At 70.8% G+C, this 18,067-nt stretch carries 15 protein-coding genes; 10 read left to right on the forward strand and 5 right to left on the reverse strand.

Annotation, left to right across the window (positions count from 1 at the left end; genetic code table 11):
- The first annotated feature begins 24 nt into the window (after window positions 1-24).
- Window positions 25-1,014, forward strand: coding sequence for a Gfo/Idh/MocA family oxidoreductase (locus OG242_RS29380; RefSeq protein WP_405901023.1), 990 nt, complete (start codon window positions 25-27; stop codon window positions 1,012-1,014).
- Window positions 1,015-1,096: 82 nt separating this feature from the next.
- Window positions 1,097-2,542 carry a glyceraldehyde-3-phosphate dehydrogenase gene (locus OG242_RS29385; protein WP_405901024.1) on the forward strand — a complete coding sequence of 482 codons (1,446 nt, stop codon included), beginning with the start codon at window positions 1,097-1,099 and terminating at the stop codon, window positions 2,540-2,542.
- Between the two features lie 72 nt (window positions 2,543-2,614).
- On the opposite strand, the gene fusA is transcribed toward OG242_RS29385, so the two are convergent.
- From fusA to OG242_RS29400, 3 genes are all read right to left on the reverse strand, one after another.
- The gene (gene fusA, locus OG242_RS29390; protein WP_405901025.1) at window positions 2,615-4,699 is read right to left on the reverse strand and encodes an elongation factor G; all 2,085 of its coding nucleotides are present in this window, start codon (window positions 4,697-4,699) and stop codon (window positions 2,615-2,617) included.
- Window positions 4,700-5,019: 320 nt separating this feature from the next.
- Window positions 5,020-5,301, reverse strand: a complete 282-nt coding sequence (locus tag OG242_RS29395; protein ID WP_405901026.1) for a hypothetical protein — start codon at window positions 5,299-5,301, stop codon at window positions 5,020-5,022.
- Between the two features lie 164 nt (window positions 5,302-5,465).
- Complete coding sequence (locus tag OG242_RS29400) at window positions 5,466-6,377, reverse strand: DUF2510 domain-containing protein (protein WP_405901027.1); 912 nt, start codon at window positions 6,375-6,377, stop codon at window positions 5,466-5,468.
- Window positions 6,378-6,562: 185 nt separating this feature from the next.
- Between OG242_RS29400 and OG242_RS29405 the strand changes: the two genes are divergently transcribed.
- Complete coding sequence (locus tag OG242_RS29405; RefSeq protein WP_405901028.1) at window positions 6,563-9,604, forward strand: Tn3 family transposase; 3,042 nt, start codon at window positions 6,563-6,565, stop codon at window positions 9,602-9,604.
- Window positions 9,605-9,637: 33 nt separating this feature from the next.
- Here the strand turns inward: OG242_RS29405 and OG242_RS29410 are convergent, their stop codons facing one another.
- Both OG242_RS29410 and OG242_RS29415 read right to left on the reverse strand, forming a co-directional pair.
- Window positions 9,638-10,300 carry a response regulator gene (locus OG242_RS29410; protein ID WP_405901029.1) on the reverse strand — a complete coding sequence of 221 codons (663 nt, stop codon included), beginning with the start codon at window positions 10,298-10,300 and terminating at the stop codon, window positions 9,638-9,640.
- Window positions 10,297-11,475 (reverse strand): sensor histidine kinase, encoded by a 1,179-nt coding sequence (locus OG242_RS29415; protein WP_405901030.1) that lies wholly within the window; start codon window positions 11,473-11,475, stop codon window positions 10,297-10,299. The genes OG242_RS29410 and OG242_RS29415 overlap by 4 nt, the downstream gene beginning before the upstream one ends.
- 208 nt (window positions 11,476-11,683) lie before the next feature.
- On the opposite strand from OG242_RS29415, the gene OG242_RS29420 reads away from it, so the two are divergent.
- The 7 genes from OG242_RS29420 to OG242_RS29450 all read left to right on the forward strand — a co-directional run bounded on the left by OG242_RS29420 (window position 11,684) and on the right by OG242_RS29450 (window position 17,903).
- On the forward strand, window positions 11,684-12,604 hold the full coding sequence (locus OG242_RS29420; RefSeq protein ID WP_405901031.1) for an ATP-binding cassette domain-containing protein: 921 nt from the start codon (window positions 11,684-11,686) through the stop codon (window positions 12,602-12,604).
- Entirely contained in the window at window positions 12,601-13,455 is an 855-nt protein-coding gene (locus tag OG242_RS29425) for an ABC transporter permease (RefSeq protein ID WP_405901032.1), read from the forward strand. The genes OG242_RS29420 and OG242_RS29425 overlap by 4 nt, the downstream gene beginning before the upstream one ends.
- Window positions 13,456-13,679: 224 nt before the next feature.
- A complete protein-coding gene (locus OG242_RS29430) occupies window positions 13,680-14,657 on the forward strand; it encodes a recombinase family protein (RefSeq protein WP_405901033.1) in 978 nt (325 codons plus the stop codon).
- A 163-nt stretch (window positions 14,658-14,820) separates the two neighbouring features.
- Window positions 14,821-15,561 carry a class I SAM-dependent methyltransferase gene (locus OG242_RS29435; protein ID WP_405901034.1) on the forward strand — a complete coding sequence of 247 codons (741 nt, stop codon included), beginning with the start codon at window positions 14,821-14,823 and terminating at the stop codon, window positions 15,559-15,561.
- Between the two features lie 32 nt (window positions 15,562-15,593).
- Complete coding sequence (locus tag OG242_RS29440; protein WP_405901035.1) at window positions 15,594-16,013, forward strand: DUF4440 domain-containing protein; 420 nt, start codon at window positions 15,594-15,596, stop codon at window positions 16,011-16,013.
- A gap of 9 nt (window positions 16,014-16,022) precedes the next feature.
- Window positions 16,023-17,066 (forward strand): S66 peptidase family protein, encoded by a 1,044-nt coding sequence (locus OG242_RS29445; RefSeq protein WP_405901036.1) that lies wholly within the window; start codon window positions 16,023-16,025, stop codon window positions 17,064-17,066.
- Window positions 17,067-17,156: 90 nt separating this feature from the next.
- Window positions 17,157-17,903, forward strand: a complete 747-nt coding sequence (locus OG242_RS29450) for a FadR/GntR family transcriptional regulator (RefSeq protein ID WP_405901037.1) — start codon at window positions 17,157-17,159, stop codon at window positions 17,901-17,903.
- The last annotated feature ends 164 nt before the right edge of the window (window positions 17,904-18,067 follow it).

The raw sequence follows: 18,067 nt of genomic DNA on the forward strand, positions 1-18,067 counted from the left end.
GTTCCCGACCCGGAGGCACCGCGCATGCGCATCGGACTCATCGGAACCGGCCGCATCGGCGCGTTCCACGCCGGCACCCTCGCCGCCCTGCCCGCGGTCGACCGCCTGGTTCTGCACGATGCCGTCGAGCAGCAGGCCCGCGAGCTCGCAGGGAAGCTCGGCGCCGACTGGACGGGGGACCTGGACGCGATGCTCGGCTCCGGCCTGGACGGTGTGGTGATCGCCGCCCCCACCGCCGTCCACGACACGCTCGTCCGCGCGGCCGCCGCCGCCGGGGTGCCCGTCTTCTGCGAGAAGCCGATCGCCACCGGCCTCGGAGCGACCCGCGCGCTGCTCACCGAGCTGGCCGGCTCCGGGGTGCCGTTGCAGGTCGGCTTCCAGCGCCGCTTCGACGCCGGGTACACCGCCCTGCGCGACGCGGTCGCCGCCGGGGACCTGGGCCGGCTGCACACCGTACGGGCGTGCACCGCCGACCCCGCGCCGCCGCCGGCCGGGTACCTGGCGCTGTCCGGCGGCATCTTCCGCGACTGCGCCGTGCACGACTTCGACAGCGTGCGCTGGGTCACCGGGCGCGAGGTCGTCGAGGTCAGCGCCACCGGTGCCGACCGGGGCGATCCGGCGTTCGCCGCAGCCGGTGACGTCGACACCGCCGTCACCGTCCTCACGCTCGACGACGGCACCCTCGTCAGCTGTACGGCCACCCGCTACAACGGCGCCGGTTACGACGTACGCATGGAGGTCGCCGGCTCGCGCTCCACCCTGGCCACCGGGTACGACGACCGCGCCCCGCTGCGGACCACCGCCGGCCGGGAACCGTCGTCCGCCGCACCGTACGACGGGTTCCTCAGCCGATTCCACGACGCGTACGTCGCCGAGATGGCCGCGTTCGCCGAGGTCGCCGCAGGGTCGCGGCCCAGCCCCTGCACCGGGGACGACGCCCTGGCCGCGCTGCTGGTCGCGGAGGCCGCCGACCGCTCACTGCGTACCGGGCGGCCGGTGCGCGTCGAGGGGTGAGGGCGGCCGGCCGGACCGGGGTGAGGGCTCGAATGAAGGTCTGGTTACCATATGAGCGCCTCCTAGCTCGAAAGATAAACCTGTGACTGTCAATGACGACGCGTTCACCAACTGGAAGAACCGCGAGGAAATCGCGGAGTCGATGATTCCGATCATCGGGAAGCTGCACCGCGAGCGGGACGTCACCGTCCTCCTGCACAGCCGCTCGCTGGTGAACAAATCGGTGGTGAGCATCCTCAAGACCCACCGATTCGCCCGGCAGATCGACGGCGCGGAGCTCTCGGTCACCGAGACCCTGCCCTTCCTGCAGGCCCTCACCACGCTGGACCTGGGCCCCTCCCAGATCGACATCGGCATGCTCGCCGCCCTGCACAAGGCCGACGACCGCGGGCTCACCGCGGCCGACTTCACCGCGGAGGCCGTCGCCGGCGCCACGGGGGACAACAAGATCGAGCGCCGCGAGGCGCGCGACGTCGTCCTCTACGGATTCGGCCGCATCGGCCGCCTCCTGGCCCGGCTGCTCATCGAGAAGGCGGGCTCCGGCAACGGCCTGCGGCTGCGCGCCATCGTGGTCCGCAAGGGTGCGGGCCAGGACATCGTCAAGCGCGCCTCGCTGCTGCGCCGAGACTCCATCCACGGCCAGTTCCAGGGCACGATCACCGTGGACGAGGCCAACGACCGGATCGTCGCCAACGGCAACGAGATCCAGGTCATCTACTCGGACGACCCGACCTCGGTCGACTACACCGCGTACGGCATCGACGACGCGATCCTCATCGACAACACCGGCAAGTGGCGCGACCGCGAGGGTCTTTCGAAGCACCTGCGGCCCGGCATCGCCAAGGTCGTCCTGACCGCGCCCGGCAAGGGCGACGTCCTCAACGTCGTGCACGGCGTCAACCACGACGTGATCAAGCCGGACGAGCAGATCATCTCCTGCGCGTCCTGCACCACCAACGCGATCGTGCCGCCGCTGAAGGCGATGGCCGACGAGTACGGGGTGCTGCGCGGACACGTGGAGACCATCCACTCGTTCACCAACGACCAGAACCTGCTGGACAATTACCACGGCTCCGACCGCCGTGGCCGCTCCGCGCCGCTCAACATGGTCATCACCGAGACGGGTGCCGCCTCCGCCGTCGCGAAGGCACTGCCCGACCTGGAGGCGACGATCACCGGCAGCTCGATCCGCGTCCCGGTGCCGGACGTCTCGATCGCGATCCTCAGCCTGAAGCTGGGACGCGAGACCACCCGCGAAGAGGTCCTCGACTACCTCCGCGAGGTGTCGCTCACCTCTCCGCTGAAGCGCCAGATCGACTTCACGACCGCCCCGGACGCGGTGTCGAGCGACTTCATCGGCTCGCGCCATGCCTCCATCGTCGACGCCGGCCCGACCCAGGTCGACGGCGACAACGCGATCCTCTACCTCTGGTACGACAACGAGTTCGGCTACTCGTGCCAGGTCATCCGGGTCGTGCAGCACGTCTCCGGCGTCGAGTACCCGACGTATCCCGTACCCGTCGCCTGACCGTGCCCGTCGCCTGACCCCGGCCCGACGACAGGTCCCGCCCGCCGTGATGGCGAGCGGGACCTCTTTCCGTCAGCCGGTCCCGGAGGATGTGACGGCCGGCGCCGGAGCGTACCCCGTGGCCCGGGTGGTGAACGTGCCCCGGCCCTGCGTACGGCTCCGGAGCCGCGTCGCGTAACCGAACAGCTCGGCCAGCGGCACGGTCGCCGTCACCACCGCCGCGCCGCCCCGCGTGGTGGACCCGGAGACCCGGCCGCGCCGGGCGGCCAGGTCGCCGAGCACCCCGCCGACCGCGTCACCGGGCACGGTGACCGTGACCTCGACGACCGGCTCCAGGAGCACCATCGCACTGGCCCGCAGCGCCTCCCGGAGCGCGAACCGGCCGGCCGTGCGGAACGCCATCTCCGAGGAGTCCTTGGGATGGGTGGCGCCATCGGTCAGCGTCACCCGCACCCCGGTCACCGGATGCCCGCCGAGCGGACCCTCCGCCAGCGCTTCCCGGCAGCCCGCCTCGACCGCCCGCACGTACTCCTGCGGAACCCGGCCGCCGACGACCGCCGACCGGAACGCGAACTCCGCGGCCGCCTCGCCACCGGCGGCTTCCAGCGGTTCGACGTCGATGACGACGTGCGCGAACTGCCCGGCCCCGCCGTCCTGTTTGACGTGCCGGTAGACCAGACCCGACACCCCGCGCACCAGCGTCTCCCGGTGCGCGACCTGCGGCCGGCCGACCCGTACGTCCAGACCGTGGTCACGGCGGACCTTCTCCGCGGCCACCTCCAGATGGAGTTCGCCCATGCCCGAGAGAACGGTCTGGCCGGTCTCGGAGTCCGTACGCACCACGAGCGACGGGTCCTCCTCGGCCAGCCGGACCAGCGCGGCCATCAGCCGTTCCGTGTCCGTGCTCCGCCGCGCCTCCACCGCCACGGAGACGACCGGTTCGGCCACCGAGGGCGGTTCGAGGACCAGCGGGGCGTCGGGCGCGCACAGGGTGGCGCCCGGACGGACGGTCTTCGGACCGATGACCGCGACGATGTCGCCCGCCACAGCCGCGTCCACATCCACATGCCGGTCCGCCTGGACCCGCAGGATGCGCCCGACGCGTTCGCTGCGCCGGGTGCTCGCGTCCAGCACCGTCTCCCCCTTCCCGATCGTCCCCGAATACACGCGCAGATACGTCAGCCGGCCGGTCGCGGTCGCGTTCACCTTGAACGCCAGCGCGGCGAACGGCCCCGCCGGATCGGCGGCCCGCTCCTGCTCCGCCCCGTCGAGCACGCCCCGTACCGGCGGCACATCGGCGGGGGAGGGCAGATATGCGACGACCGCTTCCAGCAACGGCTCGACGCCGCGGTTGCGGTACGCAGAACCGCACAGCACCACGACCCCCTCACCGGTCCGCGTCAGATCGCGCAGCGCCCCGGCCAGCGTCTCCTCCGTGAGCTCGGAGCGTACGCAGAACTCCTCCAGCGCCGCCGGGTGCAGCTCCGCCACCGCCTCCTCCAGGAGCCGGCGGCGCCGGGCCGCTTCCTCGCGCAGTTCGACGGGCACCTCGCCCTCCTCGTACGTGCCGGCGCCGTCCGCCCACATCAGGGCGCGCATGCGCAGCAGGTCGACGACCCCGCGGAAGGCGTCCTCCCGCCCGATGGGCAGCTGGACGACGAGCGGGACCGTGTGCAGCCGCTCCCGGATGGAGGCGACCGCGGTGTCCAGGTCGGCGCCCGTCCGGTCGAGCTTGTTGACGAAGGCGATGCGCGGGACGGAGTGGCGGTCCGCCTGGTGCCACACCGACTCGCTCTGCGGCTCCACCCCGGCCACCGCGTCGAACACCGCGATCGCGCCGTCGAGCACCCGCAGCGAACGCTCGACCTCGTCGGCGAAGTCGACGTGCCCCGGGGTGTCGATGAGGTTGATGCGGTGACCGGCCCAGGTGCAGCTGACGGCAGCGGCGAAGATGGTGATGCCCCGGTCGCGTTCCTGGGAGTCGAAGTCCGTGATGGTCGTCCCGTCGTGCACCTCACCGCGCTTGTGGGTGGTGCCGGTGGTGTAGAGGATGCGCTCGGTGACGGTGGTCTTGCCGGCGTCGACGTGGGCGAGGATGCCCAGGTTGCGGACGGTGTCGAGTGCGGCGACGAGAGAACGGTGCTGGTGGGTACGCACGGCCGGTGGCCTTTCGGGATGATCCGGAAGAAGACGGCGCGATGCCCGGACGAACCGGCCCGGAGGGGCCCTGAGGAGCCCGTCACCATCTCCGCGCGGAGGGGGAGTGGTGACAGCCAGTCAGGAGACGTATGGGACCCGGGGGTTCGTCACGGGGTCCGGGGCCGGCCGCGCAGCCGGCGCCGGCGGCGCGAGACACCAGGATCACCTCGAACCGCGACGGGGGGACGACGGCGGCGGTGCGGTGGCGCACGGCGGTCTCCCCTCAACGGTCACGGCGGACGCGTCGGCGGACGGCCGGCGCGCGGTGTGGGGCGAGTCTAGGGAAGGCGGCGCACGCGGGGGAACCGGTTTTTCGGCCGGGCGAGCGGCCGGCAGGCGCTCCGGCACCGGCGCAGCGCGGTCCGCCCGCAGCCGCGCCACTCCGCGGGGGACGGGCCCGCGCCCCGGCCGCCCCGTGTGATCAGGGCGTTCACCGGCGTGTGCGGGTCCAGGGCCATCGTGCGCGCGAACAGGACACCGATCACGAGCGGGGCGAGCGAAAGGGCCAGGGTCGTGCCGGCGTTCGTGACGTGCCGGATGCGTGGTGCTTCTGGAGCCATGGTCCCATTCCAGCGGGGCCGGCCGGGGCGGGGATCGGGTCACGTACTCAGAACCGTGGGGCCCGCGTACTCAGCCGGACACGTGCGGCCGGGGCGTGTGCCCCGGCCGCACGCGTCCGGTCTCTCACCGGTCGGCTCCTCCGGCGACCCGGCCCCGCGGAAGGTCAGGCGTCGGTGCCGGAGCCCCCGCCGGAGGCCGCCTTGATGCCCTTGGTGATGTCGTTCAGTACGGACAGCGAGGGCGCCTTGGCGTTGATGTCGAAGCCCGAGCGGACCACCACGAGCATGTCCTTGGCCAGCGGGGACGGGAAGACCAGCGACTCGACGTAGCCGTCGTCGCCGTTCTTCGTCACCACCTTCCAGCGCACCCGGTAGCCCTGCTCCCCGGCCACCTCGACCGCCTCGGACTTCAGCTCCTCGTGCGAGGTGATGCCGCCGTAGATCTTCTCGCCGTAGGACGCGTTGGCGTTGGTCTCGATGTCCTTCTCGGCGGCGGCCTTCGCGGTCTTGGCCGTCAGCTTCAGTGCCTCGGCGGGGGCGGAGAACACCCCGCCGCGCACGCACTTCTCGGCGGTGTCGCCCGGGCAGGCGTACGAACCGGTGGTCACCCCGGCGCCCATGCCCGACTGGCCCTTCCAGCCGTCGGGCACCGGAATGCTGATGCCGCTGGCCAGGTCCGTCGCGTAACCCTTCTCGATCTCCGGCTGGTCCTGCTCCGGTGACTCGCCGCCGCCGCCGCTTCCGCCGTCGCCGCGGTCGTCACCGTTTCCGCCGCTGCCGCCGGAGCCGCCGTGCTGCCGGTCGGGGGAGGGGGACGTCGAAGGGGAGGAGGCGACGGAGTCGCTCTTGCCGCCCGAGTCGTCCGTCAGCAGATAGACACCACCCCCGACCGCGGCGAGCACCACCACGGCCGCGGTGATGCCGGCCCCTATGCGTATGCGTCGGCTGCGGACGGCCGTCGGCGGTACGCGCAGGTGGTCGGTCCACTGGGTGCCGTCCCACCAGCGCTCCTGGCGGGGGCCAAATCCTGTATACCCGGGGTCTGGATGCCAGCCGGGCGGGCTCGTCTGGGTCACGCCGACACCGTATCCGGGTTGCCTGAGAATCCTATGAACTGGGTGGACGGATTCTCCGCGACAGGGCCCTGTTCTCGTATAGCTACGGCCAGGTGGCGTGTAGCGCTGAGTAACTGCCGTAGCCCTCGTTTCCCTGCTTCGACTGTCTCGTTGGGCTGAATGAGTGACAGCGAGGGGTGGGGCGAATGCGGCAGGACTGGGAGCCGGAAGACCTGATCGAGGTCTGGACGCTGCTCGAAAACGACATGAAGAAGGTGCGGAACAAGTCCGGGGCGACCCGGTTGGGCTTCGCGTTGTTGCTCAAGTTCTTCGAGGTAGAGGCCCGGTTCCCGGAGTCCGCCAGGGAAATGCCCACGGCGGCGGTGGAGTACGTGGCCCAGCAGGTGAAGGTTCCCGCCGGGGCGTGGGCGGACTACGACTGGCAGGGCGACCGGATCAAACGGCACCGCAAGGAGATCCGGGAGGCGTACGGGTTCCGGGCGAACACCGAGCAGGACCAGGAGCGGCTGGCCGAGTGGCTGGCCGCCGAATTGTGCCCGGTGGAGCTGTCGCGGGATCGGCTGGCGGCGGCGGTGGTGGCCCGGTGCCGTAACGACCGCATCGAGCCGCCGGCCCCGGGGCAGGTCGGGCGGCTGGTGGGCAAGGCGGTCAAGGACTTCGAGGCCCAGTTCTGCCGCAGCAGGGTGGAGCGGATCTCGCACGCGACGCGCTCGCGCCTGGAGGACCTGGTTGCCGGCAGTGAGGACGGGACGGACGAGGGAACGGACGGTGAGGGTGCGGTGTCGGGCGGCGGGCGGTCGCACTTCGCCGAGCTGAAGGCCGACCCGGGGGCGCCGGGGCTGGAGAGCCTGCTGGCGGAGGTGAACAAGCTCCAGCGGGTTCGGCGGCTGGAACTGCCCGCGGACCTATTCGCGGACGTGTCGGAGAAACTGGTGGACGCGTGGCGGGCGAGGGCGTCGAAGGAGTACCCGGCGAACTTGGAGCGGATGAAGCCGCCGCGGCGGCTGACTCTGCTGGCCGCGCTGTGCCATGTGCGGCAGACGGAGATCACCGACTCGCTGGTGGACCTGTTCATCCAGCTCGTGCTCAAGATCAACACCCGGGCGGAGCGGAAGGTCGACAAGGAGCTCAACGCCGAGCTCAAGAAGGTCCGGGGCAAGGAGGGCATGCTGCTGCGGGTCGCGGAGGCCGCTTTGTCCGAGCCGTCCGGCACGGTGCGGCGGGTGATCTACCCGGTGGTCGGCGGGGAGAAGACGCTCAAGGCGCTGGCGGCGGAGGCCGCCGCCAACGAGGCCCGCTACAAGGCCCGGGTCCGCACGGTGCTGCGGTCGTCGTATTCGGCGCACTGGCGCCGGATGCTCTCGCCGCTGCTGGGCGCGCTGGAGCTGAAGTGCAACAACACCGCCTACCGGCCGGTGATGGACGCGATCGACCTGCTCCAGCGCTACCTGGACCAGCCGCTGAAGGAGGGCGCGTTCTTCGACCTGGCGGAGAGCGTGCCGCTCGCGGGGGTGGTGCCCGAGCACTGGCGGGCGGCGGTGGTGGACGAGCGTGGCCGCATCGAGCGCGTCCCGTACGAGCTGTGCGTGCTGGTGGCGCTTCGGGACGCGGTGCGGCGCCGGGAGATCTGGGTGGTGGGGGCGAACCGGTGGCGTAATCCGGAGGACGACCTGCCTGCGGACTTCGAGGACAACCGGGACGTGCACTACGCCGCGCTTGGCCAGCCGCAGGACGCCGGGGAGTTCATCGCCACCCTGCAAGGCAAGCTCCGGACCTCGCTGGACCGCTTCGAGCAGGCCCTTGCGGAGGGCACGACGGGCGGGGTGACGATCGTCAAGAAGCACGGCGAGCCGTGGATCAGGGTCTCCCCGCGCGGCAAGCAGGAGGAGCCCGAGAGCCTGGTGGCCATCAAGGGCGAGATCGAGCGACGCTGGGGCACCATCGATCTGCTGGACATCCTGAAGTACGCCGAATTCGACACGGACTTCATCGCCGAGTTCACCTCGGTCGCCACCCGAGAGATGCTGTCGAAGGATGTGCTGCGGCGCCGCCTGCTGCTGGTGCTGTTCGGGCTGGGCACGAACATGGGGATCAAGCGGGTCGCGGTGACCGGCAAGCACGGCGAGTCAGAGGCGACGCTGCGGCGGGTGCGGCACCTGTTCGTCAACCGCGCCAACATGCGCGCGGCCCTGCGGAAGCTGGTGAATGCCACCTTCGCCGTCCGGGATGAGATGTGGTGGGGCACCGGCACCGCGTGCGCCTCCGACAGCCGCAAGTTCGGCGCCTGGTCCAGCAACCTGATGACCGAGTGGCACCAGCGCTACCGCGGGCCCGGCGTGATGATCTACTGGCACGTTGAGCGGAAGTCGGTCTGTATCTACTCCCAGCTCAAGTCCTGTTCGGCCTCCGAGGTCGCCTCGATGATCGAGGGCGTGCTGCGGCACTGCACCGACATGGAGGTGGACCGGCAGTACACCGATACGCACGGAGCCTCCATCGTCGGGTTCGCCTTCGCGCACATGCTCGACTTCAAGCTGATGCCGAGGCTGAAGAACATCGGCTCCGCAAAGCTGTACCGGCCGGCGGCTGGGGAGGACGACAACTGGCCGAACCTGGGCCCGGTGCTCTCCACCAAGACGATCGACTGGGAGCTGATCGCCCAGCAGTACGACCAGATCGTGAAGTACACCACAGCCCTGCGGCTGGGCACCGCCGAGGCCGAGCAGGTCCTGCGCCGGTTCACCCGCGGCGGCCCCAAGCACCCGACGTACCGGGCGATCGAGGAGCTGGGCCGGGCGGTGCGGACCTCGTTCATCTGCGACTACCTGGCCGACGTCGAGATGCGCCAGGAGATCCACGAGGGGTTGCAGGTGGTGGAGAACTGGAACTCCGCGAACAAGGACCTCTTCTACGGCAAGGACGGCGACCTGGCCGGCGCGGACAAGGAGTCCCAGGAGGTCAGCATGCTCGCGCTGCACCTGCTCCAGTCCGCGCTGGTGCACGTCAACACGCTGCTGATGCAGGAGGTCCTGGCCGATCCGAAGTGGGCGGACAAGCTCACCGCCGCGGACCGCCGGGCGCTGTCGCCACTGTTCTGGACGCACGTCAATCCGTACGGCCGGTTCGAGCTGGACATGAACAGCCGCCTCGATCTGGACCTGTCCATCCGGGCGACGGTGCCCGGCCCGCGCATGCCGCAGGGTGAGACAGCAAGCACCTCGGCGTGACGCTCCGGGCCTGGCCGGAGCAGTGGTGCTTGCTCAGCCGGGCAGGGTGACGAGCCTCATCTCGTAGGCGGTGATCACGAGCTGGACCCGGTCCCGGGCGCCCAGTTTGGTGAGGAGGCGTGACACGTGCGACTTGGCGGTGGCCACCGTGATGAAGAGGTCCTCCGCGATCTCGGTGTTCGTCCGGCCGCGCCCGATGAGGGTCAGGACTTCCTGTTCCCGCTCGGTGATGCCCTCGACCGGTCGTGGGGAGCGCCGCGGGGTGTGCCCGACGAAGTCGGCGATCAGTCGGCGCGTGACCCCCGGCGCGATCAGTGCATCGCCGACGGCGACCACGCGGATGGCCGCGAGGATGTCGTTCAGTGCCATGTCCTTGACCGCGAAGCCGCTCGCTCCGGCCCGCAGCGCGCCGTAGACGTGGTCGTCCTCGTCGAACGTGGTCAGGACGAGGACGCGCGTCGCGGTCGGGCCGGCGGTGATCTGGCGGGTGGCCTCGATCCCATCCATGCCGGGCATCCGGATGTCCATCACCACGACGTCGGGGCTGATGTCCCTGACCAGTTGGACCGCCTCGGCGCCGGTGGCGGCTTCGCCGACAACCTCCAGGTCGGGGTGATCGGCCATGACCAGGCGCAGGCCGGACCGCACCAGTGGCTGGTCGTCGGCGAGTACGACGCGTACGGGACCGGTGGTCATCGGGCCTCCACCGGGACTTTGACGGGGTCGGGCAGCGGCAGCCGGGCCGTCACCCGGAACCCGCCCTCGGGGCGCGGCCCGGCGCTGAGGTCGCCGCACAGCAGGGCGACCCGCTCCTGCATGCCCACGAGGCCGAAGCCGTGGGCCGAGCCGTTCTCGGTGGCACCGCGCCCGTCGTCGACGACCTCCACGGTCAGCTCCTCGTCCCCGTAGTCGATGAGCACCCGGCAGCGTCCGGTGCCCGCGTGGCGGACCACGTTGGTCAGCGCCTCCTGAACGATACGGAAGGCGGACAGGTCGATGTCGGTCGGCAGGGGGCGCTCTTCCCCGCTGCGGCGCACATCCACATGGACACCCGTGTCGGCCGTGGCCGCCACCAGCCGGTCGATGTCCGCCAGACCCGGCGAGGGTGCGAGGGCTGCCTGCCCTCCCGAGGCCGCCGCACCCGGGTCTGCCTGACGGAGTGCCACCAAGGTGCGCCGAAGGCCCGACAGGGTCTCCCTGCTGGTGGCCTCGATGGCCCGTAGTGCCTCACCGGCCTCCGTGGGCCGGGTCCGGATGACTTGGCTCGCCGCCCCGGCCTGGATGGCGATGATGCCGATGCTGTGCGCGACCATGTCGTGCAACTCCCGGGCGATCCGCAGCCGTTCGGCGATCACGGCCTCGACCACCTCCTGTGAACGCAGTGCCACCGCGTGCTCGCGGCGCTCACGGCTCAGCAGTCCGACCGTGCAGGCCGCGGCCATCGCCAGGAGGGCGATCACGACGTTGACGATCAGATTGTCCCCGTGCGCGAAGCCGCCGATGATTAGGAGCTGGACGATGAGGGATCCGGCCACGGCGACGATCGAGGCTCGCCGCGCGCAGGTGGCGACGATGAGGCCCAGGAGGAGGTCCACCGCCAGATACGACAGGAACTGGCCCTGGTGCGAAGCTGACAGGCTCGCACGGGCGGAGCTCGGGGCGCCCACCACCACGGCGGTGGATCCGAAGAGCGCAATGGATAGCGCCAGGAGCGGCATGCGTCGCAGCACGCCGACGAGCAGACTCGCGGCAAGCAGTGCCCCGATACCGTGGACGGTGTCCGAAGCCCGCGGCGCACCTCCGATGAGCAGACCCACCGCGAGGAGATATAGGGCGCCTCCCACCCAGGCCATGGTCTTCGTTCTCGTCATCGCTGGTGTGGCCTCTCAAGAGGGAGACCGCGCTGTGCGACGCGCGAGGGCAACGGGGTGGTCGGTATGGCGTCCATCCCGCGAGAGTATCCAGCTGCCGCTCCCGGGGGGATTGGCCCGCGGACGTACGCCCACGGGCGAACCCGGCCGCGCGATTGCCGCCCACGGCCCCATGACCGGACGGGGCCCTCCCGGCAGGGTTGTCCCTGTGATCGAAGTCAACGAACTCACCAAGCGCTACGGCGACAAGACCGCCGTCGACCAGCTGTCCTTCACGGTGCGACCGGGCCAGGTCACCGGATTCCTCGGCCCCAACGGGGCCGGCAAGACCACTACCCTGCGGATGATCCTCGGCCTGGACGCGCCCACCGGCGGCGGCGCCACAGTCAGCGGCGTCCCCTTCCGCAGCCACCCGCGCGGGCTGCGGCACGTCGGCTCCCTCCTCGACGCAGGCCAGGTCCACGGCGGACGCACCGCCGCGGCCCACCTGTCCGCCTTGGCCCACAGCAACGGGATCTCCCCACGCCGGGTGGAAGAGGTGCTGCACGAGGTGGGCTTGGCCGAGGCCGCGCCCCGCCGCATCGGCGGCTTCTCACTCGGCATGAAGCAGCGGCTCGGGATCGCCACCGCGCTGCTCGGCGACCCGCCGGTGCTGATGTTCGACGAGCCGGTCAACGGCATGGACCCGGAAGGCGTGCTCTGGATGCGCCGCCTCTTCCGGCGCCTGGCGGCCGAGGGCCGTACGGTCTTCCTCTCCAGCCACCTGATGTCGGAGATGGAGAACACCGCCGACCAGCTCGTCGTCATCGGCCGGGGCCGGCTCATCGCCGCCGAGTCGGTACGGGACTTCGCTGCACGCAGCACCCGCCTCGGCGTCGTGGTGGGCACGCGGCAGACCGCCGAGCTGACGGCGGTGCTGACCGCCGCGGGGGCGTCGATCGAGCCGGAGGGGTCGGCGGACGCCGAGAAGCTTGCCGTGACCGGGCTGCCGGCGGACCGGATCGCAGCGCTCGCCTTCGAGAACCGGATCCTGCTGAACGAGCTGACCACCCGAACCGCCTCACTGGAGGAGGCCTTCATGGAACTCACCGCCGGCAGCGTCGAATACCAGGCAGGACAACCCCGATGACCACACTCTCCTCGGCCGCCCCGACCATCTCGGCCGTGACTGTCGCCGAGCCGGCCGTCCGATTCCGCAACCTGCTCGTCTCCGAATGGATCAAGATAAGGTCCCTGCGCTCCACCCCGTGGACCCTCGCACTCACCACCCTTTTTGTCATCGGGTCCGCCGCTGTAGCGGCACTGACGGAGATCAACAGACTCCGGACGATGAGCCCGGCAGCAAGGGCCGATCAGGGATTCCTCGTGTTCGACGCGTTCCCCGCGGCCGGCTACATGACGCTGATGCTCGTCGCCGGCAGCGTCGGCGCCCTCACCGTCGTGAGCGAGTACAGCAGCGGCCTGATACGCACCACCACCGTGGCCGTCCCCGCGCGTGGTGCAGTGGTGCTGGCCAAGGCGGTCGTCACCGCCGCGCTCTGGACCGCGGTCGGTACGGTCACCTCCACCGGTTGCTTCCTGGTCTCCCAAGCCATCCTGAACGGACAACAGGCCGGGGTTCCGCTCACCCATCCAGGTGTGCTCCGGGCGTTGGTGGCATCCTCCCTGCTGGCCCCAGTCTGCGCACTGATCGGCCTCGGCTTCGGCGCTCTGATCAGGCACAGCGCCACCACCATGGTCACCAGCGCCTTCACCCTGGTGATGCTGCCGCCGATCTTCTCGCAGAGCGCACGCTGGTCCGCCGCGGTGAGCCACGCGATGCCGGTCACGGCATGGAAGCGCCTGGTCCAGAACTGGGCGCCGGACCCTCACTCGCTCGCCTACAGCGCCACCGTCCCCGGCTCGTGGGCCGTGTACGCGCTCTGGCCGCTGATCGCGGTCGTCCTCGCGGTGCTCGTCGTGCGGCACCGCGACGTGTGAACGTGCCTCCGAGACGCGTGGATCACGCTCCGGAGGCACAGGGCAAGGCGCTCGAAGCTTTCGCAGCCTCAATGACCGTCTCTCACAAACGACCCTTTGCCCGAGCAAGATCAAACAGAGTCGGGCGAAGACCGTCAAGAAGCAGATTGACTCTCAGAACCCGTTCGCATTCAAAGTGACAGGAGTGGGGTTCTGCGACTTGCGTTGTGCGAAAATTCGGATCCATGACGGCCCCTCAAAAACCTTCCGCCGGACCTGAGCCCGAAGCCGATCTCGTCGAGCGCCATCCGTGCCCGAAGTGCAAGGCCGCCCCCGGCTCGCCGTGCCGCTCGCGCAGCGGGGCGGTCACGAGCGCGTACCACACCGGCCGCTTCACCAAGGTGCCGAAGCTGGCGAAGGAGCTGCGGGTGCCGACCCCGGCCAACCGAGGGCCGGGGCAGCCCTGGCGGCCCGGCAAGTCGGTGCCCGCGGCCATCGACCCAAGTCTGCCGAGCGCGGACATCCGCATCGGCTATGCCCGTTGCTCGCACCTCAGCCAGGAGCTCGACTCGCAGCTGGACGCGCTCGCTAAGCACGGCATCGGCAGAGACGAGATCTTCAGCGAGAAGATCAGCACCCGGATCAAGGTCCGCCCGCAGTTCGAGGAGGCACTGAAGACCGCCCGGGAGATCAAGGCGCACGCCCCGCACTGCCGGGTCATCTTCACCGTGTTCGAGATGAAAAGGCTGGGGCGTGACGCGGCAGAGCTCACCGCCCTCGCGGACCATCTGACCGAGCACGGCCTGGTGCTGGAGATGCTCGCCGGGCCGCTGCCCGGCATCTACGACCCCACCGGCCCCGGCAAGCTCCTGTTCGGCTTCTTCGCCGCGATGGCGGAGACGGAGCGGGAGAACATCCGGGAGTCGACGCTGGAGGGTCTGGAGACCGCGGCCCGCAAGGGCAAGTACGGCGGCCGGCCCCCGGTCATCACCGACGACATGCTGCACACCGTGCTGCGGCGCAAGGCGCTCGGCGAATCCGTCGAGCAGATCCAGCCCGCCCTGATCATCCCCACCGGCAAGCGCAAGGGACAGAACCCATCCGTCGCCAGCATCTACCGGGCTCTCGCCCGGCACGAGAAGACCCAGGCGTACCCGGAGGCCGTTGAGACAGCACACGCCAACTTCGCCGCCCTTCAGCAGTGCGACCGCAGCCCCGTGTAGTCACTCACCGCTACACGCCACCTGGCCGTAGCTATACGAGAACAGGGCCGACAGGGGCGGTCAACCTCCACCGTCCTTGGTCTAGACATCTGAAGGGGTGATCGCTAGCATGCGCCCACGAGGCGCGGCGGACCGGCCTGATCGCGCCCGGAAGTGAGGGCCCATGGAAGCGACCGCTCCCGACCGTCGTTTCGCCGAGGAATACCGCCTCGCCCGTGAGATACCGCGCGACGGGCTGACCGCCTGGCGCGCCGCCGTCGCCGCGGAGGTGGAGCTCGCACCCGGTGCCACCGTCCTGGACGTGGGCGCGGGCACCGGCTCCTTCGCCTCGGCGTTCACCGACTGGTTCGGTGTCCGGGTGCTGGCCGTGGAACCGGCCCCCGCCATGCGGGAGTTGATTCCCCGCAACGGAATGACCGAGGTACTGGGCGGGCGGGCCGAGGCGCTGCCCGTGCCGGACGGCTGCGCGGACGCGGCCTGGCTCGGCTCGGTCGTCCACCACATCGACGACCTGCCCGCCGCCGCAAGGGAGTTGCGCAGGGCACTGAAGCCCGGCGCCCCGGTGCTCATCCGCAACTCGTTCCCGGGCCGCTGTGCGCGCGACCTGCGGGTGCGGTTCTTCCCCGGTGCCGAACGCATCGTGGACGGCTACCCCACGGTGGAGCAGACGTGCGCCGCGTTCGCCGGGGCCGGTTTCACCCGCGTCGCCCTGCACGCCGTACCGCAGGAGAGCGCGCCGAGCCTCGCCGACTTCGCCGAACGGATCAGGCGGGACACCGACGCCAAGCTGCGGGGCCTGGACGACGAGGAGTTCGAGCGCGGGATGCGCCGGCTGCGGACGGCGGCGGCACAGGAGCCGGACCTGCCCGCCGTCAGCTGGATGGACCTGCTGGTCCTGGCCTGACGGCGCGCGCCGCCGACGTAGAGTCGGGCCGCATGAAGCTCAGCGACGAGGAGGGGCGGGCCGTACGGGCCGCCATGGCGGGCGAACTGCGGCTGCTCGACCCCGAGGTGCGGGCCTCGCCCGAGGCGGTGAGCGAGCTGCTCGACCCGGAGTTCACCGAATTCGGCGCGTCCGGACGCCGCTACGACCGCGCCTCCATCCTCGCCGTCACTTCCGCCGTGGAGGAGTACGGCCCCGGCCCGGAGGTCACCGGTCTGTCCGGCCGGCTGCTGGGCCGGGACCTGGTCCACCTGACGTACGCCACCGAGCGCGACGGCCGCCTCTTCAGGCGCAGTTCGCTGTGGCGCCGCAGCGGCGGCGACTGGCGGATGTACTTCCACCAGGGCACCCCGGCCGGCCCGGCGCGTCCCGGTGGAGCGAATCCGGAGGACGTTCCCGGTGACGCTGCCTAAGCTCACCGGATGACACCTGCGCGCTATCCCTCCAAGCCCCGGCCCGGCGACCGCGTCGCCGTGCTCTCGCCCTCCTCCGGACTGCCCGGCATCCTCCCGCTGCCGTACGAGCTGGGACTGCGCAGGCTCCGCGAGGACTTCGGTCTGGAGCCGGTGGAGTACCCCTGTACCCGGAAGATGGGCTCCACCCCGCAGGAGCGCGCCGCCGACGTCCACGCGGCGTTCGCCGATCCGGAGATCAAGGCGGTCATAGCCAGCATCGGCGGCGACGACCAGATCACCCTGCTGCCCCACCTGGACCGCGACCTGCTGCGGGCCAACCCCAAGCCGTTCTTCGGCTACAGCGACAACACCAATCTGCTGGTCTTCCTCGACAACCTCGGCATCGTCGGCTACCACGGCGGCTCGCTCATGGTCGAGTTCGGCCGGCCCGGCGCGCTGCACCCGCAGACGGCCGAGTCCCTGCGGGCCGCGCTCTTCACCCACGGCGAGTACGAGCTGACGCCGGCGAAGGAGAGCGGCAGCACCAACCGGGACTGGAAGGACCCGCGCACCTTCGACCACGAGCCCGGCATGCTTCCCGCCGACGGCTGGATCTGGCACAACGCGGGCCGGGTGGTCGAGGGGGCGAGCTGGGGCGGCAACCTGGAGCTCCTGGCCTGGCTGCTGATGGCCGACCGGGAGATCCTGCCCCCGGAGGCGTACGAGGGCCGGGTGCTGTTCCTCGAAACCTCCGAGGAGTTGCCCGGCGCCGAAGAGGTGTACCGCATCCTGCGCAACATGGGGGAGCGGGGACTGCTGCGGCGCTTCCCCGCCCTGCTGATGGCGCGCGCCAAGAACTGGTCCTTCGAGCAGCCGCTCGACGCCGACGCCGGCGCGCTGTACGGCCGGCGGCAGCGGGAGGCGGTGCTGCGGGCCCTCGCGGAGTACGCCCCCGACACCATGGCCGTCTTCGACGTCGACTGCGGCCACACGGACCCGCAGGTCGTCATCCCGTTCGGCGGCCGGATCCGGGTGGACGGTACGGCCCGCCGTATCACCGTCACCTACTGATCACCGGGCTCCCGTTTGCGGTCCGACCACATGGCGTGTGTGACATAGTCGGGATGTACGCATACGCCCGAACGGGGAGTGGAGAAGCGGATGCCTGTCGAGTGGCAGCCCGTGCGGCAGGCCCGGACCCATGAACTCGTGCTCCAGAGCATCGAGGAGCAGGTCTTCGCCGGGAAGCTGAGGGCCGGGGACCGGCTGCCGCCCGAGCGCGAGCTCGCCCCCGTCTTCGGGGTGAGCCGGTCCGCGCTCCGGGAGGCGCTCCGGGTGCTGGAGACCATCGGTGTGCTGGTCGCCCAGCCCGGCCGGGGGCACGACTCCGGGGCCCGGATCGTGCGCAACCCGGACGACGCGCTCGGACGGCTGCTGCGCCTGCACTTCGCCCTCGGCAGCTACAGCCTCCACGATGTGATGGAGGCCCGGGTCGCCCTGGAGCGCTCCAGCTTCGCCGCCGCCGCGGAGCACGCGTCCGAGCAGGACCTGGACACGGCGGCCGACGTGGTCCACCGGATGTCGCGGGAGGGCATCGGGCCGCAGGAGTTCAACGAGCTCGACACGCGGTTCCACGTCGAGGTGGCGAGCAGCTCGGGCAACGCGCTCACCTCCACGCTGACGGCCGCGGTGCGGGAGTCCGTACGGCCCCTCATCCTGCGGGCCCTCGAAGAGGTGGACGACTGGCCCGCCACCCGGGTCCGGCTCAACGCCCAGCACGCCGAGATGCTGCGGCTGGTGCGCACCGGCCGCGGCGAGGAGGCGGCCGACCTCGCCGAGCTCCACATCCGCGGCTTCCACGGCACGCTGGTCGACGAGGACCGGACCGGCGGCGAGGGCGCCGAGTAGCACCCCCGTCGGCGGGGGCCATCAGCTCGCCGTAGAGGCCCGGCCATTGGCTTCTGAGGACACCGGAGGCGTCGTATGCCATCAAGGTCCGACCATTCGATGGTCGGGCCGCTCACTGGCGACCGTGATGAGTGGCGTGTCCTCCGGCTCGTTCGGCCGGAGGA

Origin of the sequence: Streptomyces sp. NBC_00727 (genome assembly GCF_045161745.1) — a bacterium.
In the GTDB taxonomy this organism is placed as follows: domain Bacteria; phylum Actinomycetota; class Actinomycetes; order Streptomycetales; family Streptomycetaceae; genus Streptomyces.